At 62.5% G+C, this 14,962-nt stretch carries 9 protein-coding genes; 2 read left to right on the top strand and 7 right to left on the bottom strand.

What is annotated here, in order from left to right:
• Positions 1 to 192 precede the first annotated feature (192 nt).
• Complete coding sequence (locus NKJ91_RS20910; RefSeq protein ID WP_352457088.1) at positions 193 to 3,939, top strand: PAS domain S-box protein; 3,747 nt, start codon at positions 193 to 195, stop codon at positions 3,937 to 3,939.
• A gap of 285 nt (positions 3,940 to 4,224) precedes the next feature.
• On the opposite strand, the gene NKJ91_RS20905 is transcribed toward NKJ91_RS20910, so the two are convergent.
• Entirely contained in the window at positions 4,225 to 6,183 is a 1,959-nt protein-coding gene (locus NKJ91_RS20905; protein ID WP_352457087.1) for an acetoacetate--CoA ligase, read from the bottom strand.
• A 283-nt stretch (positions 6,184 to 6,466) separates the two neighbouring features.
• On the opposite strand from NKJ91_RS20905, the gene NKJ91_RS20900 reads away from it, so the two are divergent.
• Positions 6,467 to 8,317, top strand: a complete 1,851-nt coding sequence (locus NKJ91_RS20900) for an AsmA family protein (protein WP_352457085.1) — start codon at positions 6,467 to 6,469, stop codon at positions 8,315 to 8,317.
• A 7-nt stretch (positions 8,318 to 8,324) separates the two neighbouring features.
• On the opposite strand, the gene NKJ91_RS20895 is transcribed toward NKJ91_RS20900, so the two are convergent.
• The 6 genes from NKJ91_RS20895 to NKJ91_RS20870 form a co-directional block, all read right to left on the bottom strand.
• The gene (locus NKJ91_RS20895; protein ID WP_023677454.1) at positions 8,325 to 9,143 is read right to left on the bottom strand and encodes an ABC transporter permease; all 819 of its coding nucleotides are present in this window, start codon (positions 9,141 to 9,143) and stop codon (positions 8,325 to 8,327) included.
• Entirely contained in the window at positions 9,140 to 10,108 is a 969-nt protein-coding gene (locus tag NKJ91_RS20890; RefSeq protein WP_352457084.1) for an ABC transporter permease subunit, read from the bottom strand. The genes NKJ91_RS20895 and NKJ91_RS20890 overlap by 4 nt, the downstream gene beginning before the upstream one ends.
• A gap of 9 nt (positions 10,109 to 10,117) precedes the next feature.
• Complete coding sequence (locus NKJ91_RS20885) at positions 10,118 to 11,257, bottom strand: ABC transporter ATP-binding protein (protein ID WP_023677452.1); 1,140 nt, start codon at positions 11,255 to 11,257, stop codon at positions 10,118 to 10,120.
• Between the two features lie 73 nt (positions 11,258 to 11,330).
• Positions 11,331 to 12,428, bottom strand: a complete 1,098-nt coding sequence (locus NKJ91_RS20880; RefSeq protein WP_352457082.1) for a polyamine ABC transporter substrate-binding protein — start codon at positions 12,426 to 12,428, stop codon at positions 11,331 to 11,333.
• A 352-nt stretch (positions 12,429 to 12,780) separates the two neighbouring features.
• Positions 12,781 to 13,734, bottom strand: coding sequence for a DMT family transporter (locus NKJ91_RS20875; protein WP_352457081.1), 954 nt, complete (start codon positions 13,732 to 13,734; stop codon positions 12,781 to 12,783).
• A 182-nt stretch (positions 13,735 to 13,916) separates the two neighbouring features.
• Positions 13,917 to 14,819: a DUF2167 domain-containing protein gene (locus tag NKJ91_RS20870; RefSeq protein ID WP_031211981.1), complete on the bottom strand. Its 903-nt coding sequence runs from the start codon at positions 14,817 to 14,819 to the stop codon at positions 13,917 to 13,919.
• Positions 14,820 to 14,962: the final 143 nt, after the last annotated feature.

Below are 14,962 nucleotides of genomic sequence, written 5' to 3'. Positions count from 1 at the left end.
AATATAAAGGCAAATTTTGTGCATTGCAACATGTTTGTTGCATCGCACCATAAAATATTTGGTTCGCGGCGTTAACCACGCGCCTAGAGATTCCGCTGGTTGCACGCTATGACTTGTGGACCTTCGCGCCGTCGGCTTTTATTAACAAAGCGTTAACCGCAAATTGCCCGCTCTGTGAGGGTCGCCAAGCGCATGCCGGCTGAAAACTACTCCTTCCTCGATGTCGCCGTGCTCGACGCGGTCCGCCTGCGCTTCGCCGCAGGCGACGCGATCGCTATTCTGTCGGCAGATCTCGAGCAGGTGATCTGGGCCAACGGCCCCGGCGCAGCGGTATTCGGCTATCCCGACATCGGCGCGATCATCGGCGCCTCGGCAGGTTTGCCGCTGATCGCCAGGCGCCAGATCATGGCAACCAGCGGTTTTCCGCAGATCGGCCGCGACCGTGCCATCACGGTCCGGCTGGCGACTGGCCTGACCAGCCGCGCCGTCGGCTTCCTGGCCAGCGCGGTGACCATGCCCGATGGCGAGGAAGCAATCATGCTGGCGCTGCCGGCGGCGCAGACCGGCTCGCGAAGCGCCGCCGAGATCGCCGACCGCGCCATCGGTGGCTTTACGGAAGACGGCCACTACATCGCCTTTGTCGATGCCAAGGGCAATATCGACGCCGCATCGGACGGCTTTTCGGCGCTCGGCATCCGGCCTGAGACGCTGGCCGCGCTTGTCGCCGACGTGGCGAACGAGAGCGACCGCATCGTCAAGCGCCTAGTTCCGGGTGGGTCCAGCTCCTATCCCGCGGGCCTTGCCCGGCTGACGGAAGAGCGGCACCTGCTGGTGGTGATCGACGAGGACCGGCTTGACGGCGAGGCCCCCGATGGCGAGCGCGCCGGCGGGGAAACCGAGGCGGCAGCGGCACTGAGAGGTGGCGATCTTCCCCAGCCAACGGATCAGGACAACGAGCAGCCGATCGCCAGCACCGGCGCGGCGGAGATCGACCTTGCAGCGATGCAAGGCACCTCGGCATCGGCGGAGCACGAACCTGCCGACGCGGCCGGCGATCACCGCACGGCTGGCGAAACGCCGACGCAGCATGACCATTGGTACTTCAATGCCGGCGACGACGCGCAGGTCCCGCCCGGGGCAGCTGCGTCCGGCAAAGTCGAGACCAGCCCGGACGCTTCGCAGGCCGGCGCGGATACTTCGCCGGAAAGCGCCGCAAAAGCCACCAAAGCCGCCTCGCCGGCCGAACACCGCGCTTCGGCGATCGATCGCACCGCCGCGCCCATGCGTTTCGTCTGGCGTACCGACGCGGAGGGCCATTTCAGCGCCCTTTCGCCGGAATTTGCCGAGCTCGTCGGCAAGCCTGCCGCCGACGTGATCGGCCGCCGCTTCGAGGATGTTTCGGCCGCCTATGGCCTCGATGCTTCTGGCGAGATTGCCGGCCTGCTCGAACGGCGCGACACCTGGTCCGGCCGCTCCGTGCTGTGGCCGGTCGCCGGCACCGATCTGAAGATACCCGTCGACCTGGCGGCGCTCCCGGTTTACAGCCGCAGCCGCGTTTTCGAAGGTTTTCGCGGTTTCGGCGTGGCCAGGAGCGGCGATGCGGTGGTCGATCCGGATGCCGTCGGCATGGCCCTTGTCGCCGAGGAGAAACCTGCCGCGACCATCGGGCCGAAAGCCGTCGAACCTCTCCCCGAGACACCTAAACCCGCCGATCCGTTCAGGGGCGAAGTGCCGGCATTGACCATCGTGCCAAAACCCGAGCGGCGCTTTGCCGACAAGGTGATCCGGCTGGCCGAGCACCGGCAGCCGGCCAACGACAAGGGCCTGTCGACGCTGGAACGCAGCGCGTTTCGCGAGATTGGCGAGCGTCTCAAGAAGGACAGCACCCCGGCCGAAGAACAGCCCAGCGCCGGAAAGCAGAAGCCGGTTGAGAAAGTCGAGGCAGCCGGCAAGGCCGACGAGCCAAAGCTGAAAGAAGCCGGCCCGACGGACAAGGGTGAGATGCCGGCACAAGGTCCGGAAATCGAGGCGGCTGCCGCCGAACCGCTCGAGGCCGATGCCGAAGACCAGAAGGATCTTGCCCGGCTCGACGGCGAGCAGCCCGATGAGGCGGAAGCAGAGGCGCAAGCCGGCGAACCCGTCACACGCCCTGTTTCCGGATCGCTGCTCGACTATGCCGACCGCGAACCCAGCGACGAAGCGCAGGAAGGCATTGAGCCCAGCACGAACCGTCGAACGATCGTTGCCGAAGCGCCGCGGGATGGCGACGACGACAGCATGACGGCCGAAGATTTCCGTGACGCCGAGGACAGCGAGGATTGGTCCGAGGACAGCGCAGCCGCAGCCGACGTTGCCGGCCAGGTGCCGCCCATCGCGCGGCCGCAGGCACCACCGCTCAAACTCGACGGCTTCGTGCCGTCGGCGTTTGCCGGAGAGGACAACAAGGGGCCGGATACCTCGATCCTCGGCAAGCTGCCAGTGCCGGTGCTTATCCATTCCGGCGACCAGCTGCATTACGCGAACGACGAATTCCTCGGCTTGACCGGCTATGCGACGCTCAATGCCCTGGACGAGGCCGGCGGGCTCGGCGCGCTGTTTGCCGACCCTTATGCCGACGACGGCAGTTCGGACGGCGGCGACCGCGCTCTGCGGCTGAAAACGCGCGACGGTCAGGAGTTTCCGATCGACGCGATTTTACGCTCCGTCCCCTGGGGAAACGGCAAGGCGCTGATGCTGGTCGTACGCCGTTCCGGCGACGACGAGGCAGCAGCCATTCCACATGGCGCCGCCGAAGACCAAACGCAGCCGGATGTTTCCGAGCTCAAGGCACGCATTGCCGAAATGCGCACTATCATCGACACCGCCACCGACGGCGTCGTGCTGATCGGCCGTAACGGAACGATCCGTTCAATTAGCCGTCCGGCGGAAGCGCTGTTCGGCTTCGACAGCGACGAGGTGACCGGCAAACCGTTCGTCTCGCTGTTTGCGATCGAAAGCCAGCGCGCGGCGCGTGACTATCTCGAGGGGTTGTCGGAGCCCGGCGTTGCAAGCGTGATGAACGATGGCCGCGAGGTGATCGGGCGCGAGGCGCAGGGGCGTTTCATTCCGCTGTTCATGACCATCGGCAGGCTGCCCAACGACAGCGGCTTCTGTGCGGTGGTGCGCGATATCACCCAGTGGAAGCGGGCCGAAGAGGACTTGACCCAGGCGCGCGCGGTCGCCGAACGCGCCTCGTCGCAGAAGACCGATTTTCTGGCCCGCATCAGCCACGAGATCCGCACGCCGCTCAACGCCATAATCGGCTTTTCCGAGCTGATGGTCGACGAGAAATTCGGGCCGGTGGCCAATGACCGCTATCGCGACTATCTGCGCGACATCAACCGTTCGGGCAACCACGTGCTCGATCTGGTCAACGACCTGCTCGACATTTCGAAAATCGAGGCCGGCCAGCAGGAGATGGCCTACGAGGCGGTGTCGCTTAACGACACGCTGGCCGAAACCGTGGCGATGATGCAGCCGCAAGCCAACCGGGAACGCGTCATCATCCGCTCCAGCTTCGCCTCGCGGCTGCCGGAAGTGGTGGCCGATCTGCGCAGCGTGCGGCAGATCGCGCTCAACATCCTGTCGAACGCCGTCCGCTACACGCAGGCTGGCGGCCAGGTGATCGTGTCGACGGCTTACGAGATCTCCGGCGATGTCGTCATGCGCGTGCGCGATACCGGTATCGGCATGAGCCAGTCCGAGATCGAGCAGGCGCTGAAGCCGTTCAAGCAGATCAATGCGCTGAAGCGCGGCCGTGGCGACGGCACGGGTCTTGGGCTGCCGCTGACCAAGGCGATGGTCGAAGCGAACCGGGCCCGGTTCACCATCAACTCGACGCCCGGCGAGGGAACCCTGGTCGAAGTCGCCTTTCCCTCGACCCGCGTGCTCGCCGGTTAGCTATGGTTGCGCAAAGAAAAAAGGCGTCCAACAGGACGCCTTGAGAAATTGGAATTGCTGTCACAACGGGGCTTGAGCGAATCAGATCCTCTCGGGGCTAAGAGGAACGGGATTTCTCCCTCAAGTTACGCACGACTATTGATGCCGGGGCCTTAACAAATCCTTACCGGCACGCTGGAAAATTTACCAATGTGTACCACTCATGAAATCTAGGTAAATTCCGAAGAGATAATTTGTTAACGATACCTGAGACCTCAAAACGGCTCCCACCTTGGATCCCGTGGGTCAGTCGGCAAGCTGCGGCAGGTTGCGGAACAGCTCGAGCGCTTCGGGATTGGCGAGCGCTTCCTTGTTCTTGATGGCGCGGCCGTGCACCATGTCGCGTACCGCGAGCTCGGTGATCTTGCCCGATTTGGTTCGCGGAATATCGCTGACGGCGACGATCTTGGCCGGCACGTGGCGCGGGCTCGCCCCGGTGCGGATTTTCGCGCGGATGCGTTTTTCCAGCTCGGCATCGAGCTCAACGCCGGCCGCCAGCCGCACGAACAGTACGACGCGCACGTCATTGTCGAAATCCTGGCCGATGCACAGCGCTTCGAGGATTTCCGGCATCTGCTCGACCTGATTGTAGATCTCCGCCGTGCCGATCCTGACACCGCCCGGATTGAGCGTGGCGTCGGAACGGCCATGGATGATCAGGCCGCCATGGACGGTCCATTCGGCGAAATCGCCGTGGCACCAGACATCGTCGAAACGTTCGAAATAGGCGGCTTTGTATTTCCTGCCGTCAGGGTCGTTCCAGAAGCCGATCGGCATCGCCGGAAACGCCTTGGTGCAGACGAGCTCGCCCTTCTCCTGGCGGAGCGGGCGGCCGTCATCGTCCCAGACATCGACGGCAAGGCCGAGCCCGGGCCCTTGGATCTCGCCGGTCCATACCGGTTCGATCGGCACGCCGAGCACGAAGCAGGAGACGATATCGGTGCCGCCGGAAATCGAAGCCAGATGCACGTCCTTCTTGATGCCTTCATAGACGAAGCGGAAATCTTCCGGCGATAGCGGCGAGCCGGTCGATGAGATGGTGCGCACGCTGGAAAGATCATGCGTGCGGATCGGCTTCAGGCCGGCCTTGCGCACGGAATCGATGAATTTGGCCGAGGTGCCGAAATAGGTCATCTTTTCGGCATCGGCGAAGTCGAACAGCGCATTGCCGTCCGGGTAGAACGGCGAGCCGTCGTAGAGCAGCAAGGTGGCGCCCGATGCCAGGCCCGACACCAGCCAGTTCCACATCATCCAGCCGCAGGTGGTGAAGTAGAAGAAGCGGTCGCCGTCGAGCAGGCCGGCATGCAGCCGTTCTTCCTTGACGTGCTGGATCAGCGTTCCGCCGGCCGAATGGACGATGCATTTGGGGATGCCGGTCGTGCCCGACGAAAACAGGATGTACAGCGGATGCGAAAACGGCAGCCTCTCGCAGCTGACAGACCTGGCGGCAAAGGGTGACAGCGCCTCTTCCAGCGCGGCCGCCTTGCCGATGGTCGCGGCGACGTCGAGCGAGGTGCCGAGATAGTCGACAATGAGGACTTTGCGGACGGTGGCGAGCTTGCCCGCCACGGCCGCGATCTTGTCGGCGACTTCGATCGCCTTGCCATTGTACCAGTAGCCGTCCGGCGCGATGAACACGACAGGCTCGATCTGGCCGAACCGGTCGAGAACCCCCTGCTCGCCGAAATCTGGGGAGCAGGACGACCAGACCGCGCCGATCGACGCGGCCGCCAGCATCGCAGCAACGGTCTCCGGCATGTTGGGCATCATCGCGGCGATGCGGTCGCCCTTCTTCACCTTGAGCGACAGGAAAAGCTGCTGCAGCCGCGAGGTCAGCGCATGCAGCTCGTTCCAGGACAGCCGCCGCTCGACCTTGTCCTCGCCGCGAAAGACGATTGCGTCACCAAGCCCGGTTTTCTTGAGGAGATTCTCGGCGAAGTTCAGCTTCGCCTCAGGAAAGAAGGTCGCGCCGGGCATCTTGTCGCCATCGACCAGCACGCGTTCGCCCTTGTCGCCGACGATGCCACAAAAGTCCCAGACCAGGCTCCAGAAGGTCTCGCGGTGATCGATCGACCAGCGATGCAGGTCGGTATAGGAGGAGAAAGCCTCGCCGGCTATGCTCGCCGCGGCGTTCATGAAGGCGGTCATCGGCGCTGCGTCGATCTGCTCTTGCGTCGGGATCCAGAGCGGTGCGTCGTCAGCCATCATTGTTCCTCCTTAAAGCACGTCACGTTTGAAGAGATTCACGCGACGCGCTTTAAACTTTTGTCTTTATGCATGTCGTTTATCCCAAAACCGCTGCGCACTTTTGGGCGACATGCATTGGCATCGCTTATGCATATCGCGATGCAGCAGAGCAAGATTTTGTTGGACCGCGCCGGTCAGGGTGTGCGCAAATGCCATCGCCGGGCCATAAAGACTTGAAATGCGTCAGCCGTCGGTTACACCCGTCGGGCGATTTTGTCGGAATGGAAGCATACGGGGCGATATGCCATCACCTTTGATCCGACGCGGTATATGGGCGATCGGCGCAGCCGTCATCGTCATCGCGCTGGTTGTCGCAGCCTTGCCGTTGATCGCCTCGACCCGCATCGTACGCGACCGTATCGCGTGGGAAATGAGCGCGTGGAGCGGTTTCCGGGTCACCATCGACGGCGCGCCGCGCATCGAGGTCTGGCCGAATTTCCGGGCGATCCTGAGCGACGTGACGCTGTCGCAATGGACGGAGACGGATGCGCCGCCCGTGGTCGAGGCCGAACGGGTCGAGGTCGACCTCTCGGCGATGGCGGCGCTGCGTGGCGATGTGATGTTTTCGACGGCGCGGCTGGTACGACCGACGATCCGGGTTCAGCGTACCGCGAGCGGGTTTTTCCTGCCTGCGATTCCCAGCGGCGGGCGCATTACGCGTTCGATCGATGCTGCCCGCGCGGTGATCAACACAAATCCCGCCAAGCCGGATCTCGGCAAGCTGCCGACAGATCCGTTCGGCACAGTCGAGTTCAGGGACGGCCGCGTAGTGGCTGCCATCGGCGGCAAGGACCAGGAGATATTGAGCAGTCTGAGCGGCCAGGCGAACTGGGCCGCGATGAACAGCAATGCGACGCTGTCGGCGACCGGGATATGGCGCGGCGAAAGTGTTGCCATCGACGCCGCATCGCCGAACCCGCTCGTGCTGTTTGGTGGCGGCACAGCACCGGCTACATTTTCCTTCAAGGCGGCACCGGCCAGTTTTTCGTTCGACGGCCGCGCCAGCATGTCGGAGAACGGCTATTTCGACGGCCAGGCAAAATTCGCCGCACCTTCGCTCCGACGCGTGCTCGAATGGTCGCAGGCCGGCATCGCGCCCGGTGCCGCAATCGGCTCGATCTCGGTTTCAAGCAAGATCACGGCGACGGCCGGGCGCGTCAAATTTGAAAACACGGCCCTGACCCTCGACAACAACCCGGGAATGGGTGCGCTGGACTTCACCTATGGTGAGGCACTGCCGGTGATCTCCGGCACACTTGCCTTCGATACGCTCGACCTCAGATCATTTCTCTCCGCCTTTACGCCGGTACCATCCGCCGGCGGCACCGGCCCGGGCGAAATCGACACAAGCTTCGCCGACCGGATCAATCTCGATCTCAGGCTGTCGGCGGCGCATGCCACCGCCGGCGCCATCCAGCTTGCCGACGTCGCTGCCACTGCCCAGGTCAAGAACGGCCTTGCCGCCTTCGACATCTCGGATGCATCCGCCTTTGGCGGCAACGTCCAGAGCAGCGTCCGTTTCGACCGCAAGCCCGCCGGCACGGAAGTCGAGATCCGGCTGCTTGCTTCCGATATCGACGGCGGCGCTTTCGGCACCGCGGCCGGGATGACGCGGCTGGTGCCGATCGGCACTGGAACCGTTTCGGTCATCCTCAAGGGGCCTGGCAGAACCTGGGACTCGATTTTCGAAAACGCCAATGGCTCGCTGTCCGCGACGTTCGGCGCGGGTGCGCTGAGCCGGCTTAACCTGCCGGCGTTCCTCAAGCACACCGAACAGGGCGGATTCTTCGCGCTGGACGACGTCTCGGACGGAACGCTGCCGATCGACGGGGCCGAGCTCAAGGCGAGCATTTCGAACGGCGTGGCGCGCATCGACAAGGCCGAGGTGAATTCCGCGCAATACAAGATCTGGCTTTCCGGCATCGCATCCTATGCCGGACGCGGGCTGGCGCTGTCCGGCGGCATCGTCCAGCCGAGCCAAGCTGCCACGCAGACGAACGGCCAGCCGCCCAAGCAGTCGTCGTTCTTCGTCGGCGGCACGTGGAGCACGCCGTTCATCTCGCCGATAAGCCGTGGCGTTTCGGGAGAGTAGCGAGCCTTCAACCTCGCTGCGCGGCCTGCTCGTCGCGCTGGCGCTGCACCTCGCGGCGTTTGTTGGCGAGCGAAGCGATGATCACGCCAACTGCGACGACCGCGATCAAGATGGTGCAGGCTGCGTTGATTTCCGGCGTCACGCCAAGGCGGACCTGGCTGTAGATCTTCATCGGCAGCGTCGTGGCGCCGGGTCCCGAGGTGAAGCTGGCAATAACCAAATCATCGAGCGACAGCGTGAAGGCCAGCATCCAGCCGGAGACGATAGCCGGCATGATAACCGGCAGCGTGATCTGGAAGAAGGTCTTCACCGGTGGCGCACCGAGGTCCATCGCGGCCTCTTCCAGCGAACGATCGAAAGTGATCAGGCGCGACTGAACCACCACCGCAACGAAGCACATGGTTAGCGTGGTGTGGGCAAGCGTCACCGTCAGAAAGCCGCGGTCGAGGCCGACGGCGACGAAGAGCAGCAGCAGCGACAGGCCGGTGATGACTTCCGGCATGACCAGCGGCGCAAACACCATGCCGGAAAACAGAAGCCGGCCGCGAAAGCGCGTGTAGCGTGTCAAGGTGAGCGCCGCCAGCGTGCCAAGCACGGTCGCCACGCTTGCCGAGATGACGCCGACGCGGGCCGTCACCCAGGTGGCGTCCATCAGACCCCGGTTGTGGAACAGCGACACGTACCACTTCGTCGAGAAGCCACCCCAGACGGTGACCAGCTTCGATTCGTTGAAAGAGAACACAACGAGCAGGACGATCGGCAGGTAAAGAAAGGCAAAGCCGAGCACGATCGAAATGATGTTGAAGCGGCTCCAGGTCGCGTTCATTGGTCCTGCTCCTGGGCGCGCGCCTGGGCTCGCTGGAAGAGCACGATCGGCACGATCAGCAGCAGCAGCAAGATGACGGCAACGGCGGACGACACCGGCCAGTCGCGGTTGGCGAAGAACTCGTTCCACAGCGTCCTGCCGATCATCAGCGTCTGCGAGCCGCCGAGCAGGTCGGGAATGACGAACTCGCCTACGGCTGGAATGAACACCAGCAGGCAGCCGGCGATGACGCCGGGCAGCGACAGCGGAAAGGTGATCTTCCAGAAGGCGCTGGTCGGCGGACAGCCGAGATCCTTGGCGGCCTCGATCAGCGTATGGTCCATTTTCTCCAAGGACGAATAGAGCGGCAGCACCATGAACGGCAGATAGGAGTAAACGATGCCGATGAAGATCGCTGTATAGGTGTTGAGGATGATCAGCGGCTGGCTGATGATGCCGGTGGCGAGCAGCAGCTGGTTGAGCAGGCCCTCGGGCTTGAGGATGCCAATCCAGGCGTAGACACGGATCAGGAACGAGGTCCAGAACGGCAGGATCACCAGCATCAGCAAGGTCGGGCGAATCGTCGCCGGGGCGCGCGCCATGCCATAGGCTATGGGATAGCCAACCAGCAATGTCAGGACCGTCGAGATGGCGGCGACGATGACGCTCGTCACATAGGCATTGAAATACAGCGCGTCCTGCGTCAGCCAGGTATAGTTGTCGAAATTCAGTGCGCCGAATTCTGAAATAAACCCGGAAACGCCGCTGCGGAAATCAAGCACCGGCGTGTAGGGCGGCATGGCGATCGCCGTCTGCGACAGCGAAATCTTGAAGACGATGATGAAAGGCACGAGAAAGAAGAACAGCAGCCAGAGGTAGGGGACGATGATGACGAGCCGGCTAACGAAGGCCGCTCCCAGCCTGACCAAGGTGGATTTGCCGGCAGCGCTTGCCGGAGAGCTTGTTGCGGCGGTGACAGCGGACATGATCAGTCCCTACCGTGTCAGGACGACGCCGGCGTCGGGGCGGAAAGAAACCCAGGCGCGGTCGTTCCAGGTCAATGGGTCCTCGGTGAGGCGTGCCGCGTTCATGGTGCTCGCCCGCACCACCTGACCGTCGTCCAGCCTGACGTGATAGACGGTCATGTCGCCGAGATAGGCTATGTCGTAGACCTCGCCCTCGATGGCGTTGACGGCACCGGCCGGTTTCGTGGAGGACACCTTGATCTTCTCCGGCCTGATGGCGAAGGTGACGGATGTTCCGGCGGCGGCACTGCCGGCATTTTCGGTCCGGATGGTGATGCCGTTGCCGGCATCGATGCTCGCGCTGCCGGCCTCGCCAGCCGCGATCTTGCCGTCGAACATATTCACATTGCCGACGAAGCCGGCGACGAAGCGGGAACCCGGCGCCTCGTAGACCTCGGCCGGCGTCGCCACCTGCATCACCTCGCCCTTGTCGATGATGGCGATGCGGTCGGCCATCGTCATCGCCTCTTCCTGATCATGGGTGACGACGACGAAGGTGAGGCCGAGGTTCTGCTGCAGGTCCATCAGCTCGAACTGGGTTTCCTCGCGCAGCTTCTTGTCCAGCGCACCAAGCGGCTCGTCGAGCAGCAGGACTTTCGGCCGCTTGGCCACCGAGCGCGCGAGCGCGACGCGCTGGCGCTGGCCACCCGACAATTGGTGCGGTTTGCGCTTGGCGAACTGCTCGAGCTTGACCAGTTTCAGCATCTCGGCGACGCGCTTGTCGATATCGGCCTTGGCCATGCCTTCCTGCTTGAGGCCGAAGGCGATGTTGTTCTCGACCGTCATGTGCGGAAACAAGGCGTAGGACTGGAACATCATGTTGACCGGCCGCCGGTAGGGCGGAATGCCGCGCAGATCCTGGCCGTCGAGCAGGATGCGGCCGGCGGTCGGCTCCTCGAAGCCGGCAAGCATCCTGAGCAGTGTCGATTTCCCGCAGCCTGAGGCCCCGAGCAAGGCAAAGAATTCGCGTTCGAAAATGGTCAGCGACAGGTTGTTGACCGCTGTGAACTCACCGAATTTCTTGGTGACGTTGTCGAACTGGATGTATGGCTTGGCGTTCGGATCGTTCCATGGCGCAAAATCCCTGCGGATGCTGCCAAGCGATTTCATGTCCCACTCCGTCCTGCTGCTTGCCCCATGAGAAAGCGGCCCCGGCAACGGCTGCCGGGGCCTGGTCAGATTGCTATTGGCCGGTGACGATCTTGGTCCAGGTGCGGGTGATGATGCGCTGGGTCTTGGGATTGTAAGGCGATACGGTGTAGAGCTTCTGCAAGGTGGCTGCATCCGGATAGATCGCCGGATCTTCCAGGATCGCCTTGTCGATGAACTGCTGCGAAGCCTTGTTGCCGTTGGCATAGAGCACATAGTTCGACGATTTGGCGATCACTTCGGGTTTCATCATGTAGTTCAGGAACTCATGCGCTTCGGCGACATGCGGCGCATCGGCCGGGATCGCCATCTGGTCGAACCACATCTGGGCACCTTCCTTCGGCACGGAGTAGCCGATCTCGACGCCCTGCTTGGCTTCGTCGGCGCGGTTGCGGGCCTGGAAGACGTCACCCGACCAGCCGACCGCCAGGCAGATGTCGCCATTGGCCAGGGCGTTGATGTATTCGGAAGAGTGGAACTTGCGGATATAGGGCCGGACCTTCAGCAAGGTTTCGTCGGCCTTGGCAATCTCATCGGGCGACGTGCTGTTTGGATCGAGGCCCAGATATTTCAGTGCCGCCGGTATGATGTCGGCCGGCGAATCCAGCACATAGACGCCGCAGTCCTTCAATTTGGCCAGGCTTTCGGGATTGAAGAACACGTCCCAGCTGTCGATCTTGTCGGTGCCGAGCGCTGCCTGCACCTTCTTGATGTTGTAGCCGATGCCAACCGTACCCCACATGTAGTTGATCGAATATTCGTTGCCGGGATCATATTTGGCGGTCCGTTCCATGACCGTGTCCCACATATTTGAAATATTCGGCAGTTTCGACTTGTCGAGCTTCTGGAACACACCCGCCTGGATCTGGCGTGCAAGGAAATTGCCGCTGGGCACGACGACATCGTAGCCGCTGCCGCCGGCGAGCAGTTTCGTTTCCAGGATCTCGTTGGAATCGAAAGTGTCGTAGACGACCTTGATGCCGGTTTCCTTGGTGAAGTCGTCGATGATCGAACTGTCGATATAGTCCGACCAGTTGAAGACGTTGATGACGCGATCCTCGGCATGCGCGCCCAAGGTGAAAACTGCCAGAAACGCCGAAGTCGCCGAAAGCCAGAGCGCTTTGCGGGTCATGCTATTCTCCTTTGATGAGTGTTCCGTCGCCAGCTCGTCGCGGCGTCCGCGCGGCTGGGCATTTGCTTCAAGGTATTGGGCTTGCAGGCAGGCGACAAGCGCGAATTGCCGGCGCCATTATCGTTCGGCGGCGAGCCGACAGCGAAGACCTGGCGTGGCGTTGGTGGTGTTCCGGCGGCGTCGGAAGCTTTCGCTACGGCGCGGGCAGGGAGACGACGATATTGTCCGGCCTCGATGCGGCCGGCATGGAGACTTGGCAAGATACGCCTGTCTTGTTGTTGCCGTGATCGCAACCTGCCCGCGCGGCTGCGACGTTGTCAATGGTTCATCTCAATTTGACGCGCGCACTGCATCAATTAGGTGACGGCACACCGGTGACGCCCGCTCGCGCGGGCCGCGTCTGACGCTTGAACTCGAGCCCGATATGGACGAGCAGCGTGGTGACCACGACCGCACCGCCGACGATGGTGCGCGCCGACGGCACCTCGGAATGGATGAGCCAGACCCAGATCGGGCCAAGGATCGGTTCGAACGTGCCGAGCAGCGCCGCGACGGCGGCCGGAACAAGCCGGGCTCCGGTGGCGAAGAAGGCGAGACCGAGTCCCAGATTGATCACGCCAAAGGCAAAGAGGAAGCCCATATCGTGGCTGGAGACGCCCAGCGCCGACGCCTGCGATGCCGCAAAGGCGGCCGCCAGCATCGTGCCGAGGCAGGTCGCCGGCGTCATGCGCACATGGGCAAAGCGGCGCGTGATGACGGTGGCGATCGAGAACATGACAGCGATGAGCAGCGCCAGCCCGTCGCCGATCGGCGACACCGCGCCATCGAGCGATTCCGACACCATGATGGCGACGCCGGCAATGACGGCGGCGATCGCCACCCAGGTCGTCACGGCCACCCGTTCGCGAAACAGCGCCCAGGCAAACAGCGCCGCCAGAAGCGGCACGCCGGCCTGCATCAACAGGATGTTGGCGACGGTGGTATAGGCAAGCGCCACGACGAAAGAGGTCGACGCCGTGGCGAAGCAGAACGCCACCGCAAGGCCGGCCAGGCCCATGCCGCGAAACAGCTTCAGCGTGCCACGCCAGCCGTCGCGCCAGACCATGAAGCAGAGCAGGAAGGCGGCGGCCCAGACCGAGCGCCAGAACACCACCGTCCAGCTGTCGGCGTTGTCGATGAAGCGCGCAATGCTGCCGCCGAAGCTCCACATCAACGCCGACAGGAATACCAGCAGGAAACCGACGCGTTCCCCTTGCGGCGACACGATTGGCGAAGCGGCAACCGGAGATGATGCGGTATCGGTCATGGGTACGACTGTCGGCGAATTCGGAGCAGCACGATGTGCAATGGACGACAGAGACGTGCCTAATTCGCGTAACGCAAAGCAGAAGGCCGGGCGTGATCCAGTTCGATGTTCCGTTTGGCGCACTGATGAGGGCGCCTCGCCCCTCGCCCGGCGATGATCCGAGGCGACCTGTCGATGATGCGTTACGAGGTGCTCTTGTTGCCGCGGATAAAACGCCAGAGACCGGCCAGCGGAATCAGCAGGAGCAGGCCAAACTTTTTCAGCGCGATCAGCGCCACGAGCAGAAAACCTGCTTTCGCCGCCAGCTTGCCGGCAATCAGGCCACCGACGCCAATCGCCGCAACCGTATCGACGCCCGGCACGAAATCGGCGTATGTCTTGCCGGTATTGAAGTCCGCGAGACCAAGCACTTCATCCAGGCTTTGCCTTATCTCCGGCAATTGTTCCACCGTCGCGATATAGCTCATCACGAAGACGCCCTCCCTGCCAAGGAAACGGACGTCGTAGTTGAGCGTATGGGCGGCATCGTTGCCAAATTGCAGCTCCTTGGCCCAGTGCAGGCGCTTGTGGGCCGCGTCATAAACCGGCGGCGACGCCCAGCCGATCAGCGTAATGGGCGCATAGCCATCCTTTACCCTCTGATCGTTGCCGGACAGAGTGTCTGACTGCATGTTGCGCAGCAGTTCATTGTAATCAATGGACGCGGCGTCGCTGTCGTCGACGTAACCGATCTTTTCCCAGCGCAGCTCTATCCCCCAATTGTTGTCGGCAATGGGATCATGGGAGACTGGAAAGATCATGCCGAGGGCATCGGAACCAGAGTCGGGCGGATTGCCCCAGGCTTCGGTGAGGACGGAGAGCGTGTCCTTCTTGTCCAGAAAATAGAACTTGTCCTTGAGGTCGAGATGGATGCCTTCGGCAAGATTTATCGCGCCGGTCTTCGGATCGATCTTGTCCAGGAACGCCTTGCCGGCATCGTTATAGTGTTGATAGGAATTGAAGAAATCCGAGGACTTTTCAGCCAATGCGGGATCGGCGGAAAACGCGAGCGCCAAGCCAAGCCAAAAAACTGTCCTGCCCATCATTGATCCCCCGACCGTTGCGCAGTTCTTTTTTTTGATACCGTACCGTCAATGCTGAATCAATATTCGGCTGAATCAATATTTTGGCTGAACCAATATTTTGGCCGGCAACCGCGAACCAGCTTACTGGTTGCCGCCGCAGGAAC

The organism is Mesorhizobium sp. M0040 (genome assembly GCF_040323505.1).
Classification (GTDB): domain Bacteria; phylum Pseudomonadota; class Alphaproteobacteria; order Rhizobiales; family Rhizobiaceae; genus Mesorhizobium.
Note: the sequence above shows the minus strand (reverse complement) of the source record. Positions and strands in the feature narration are given on the sequence as shown.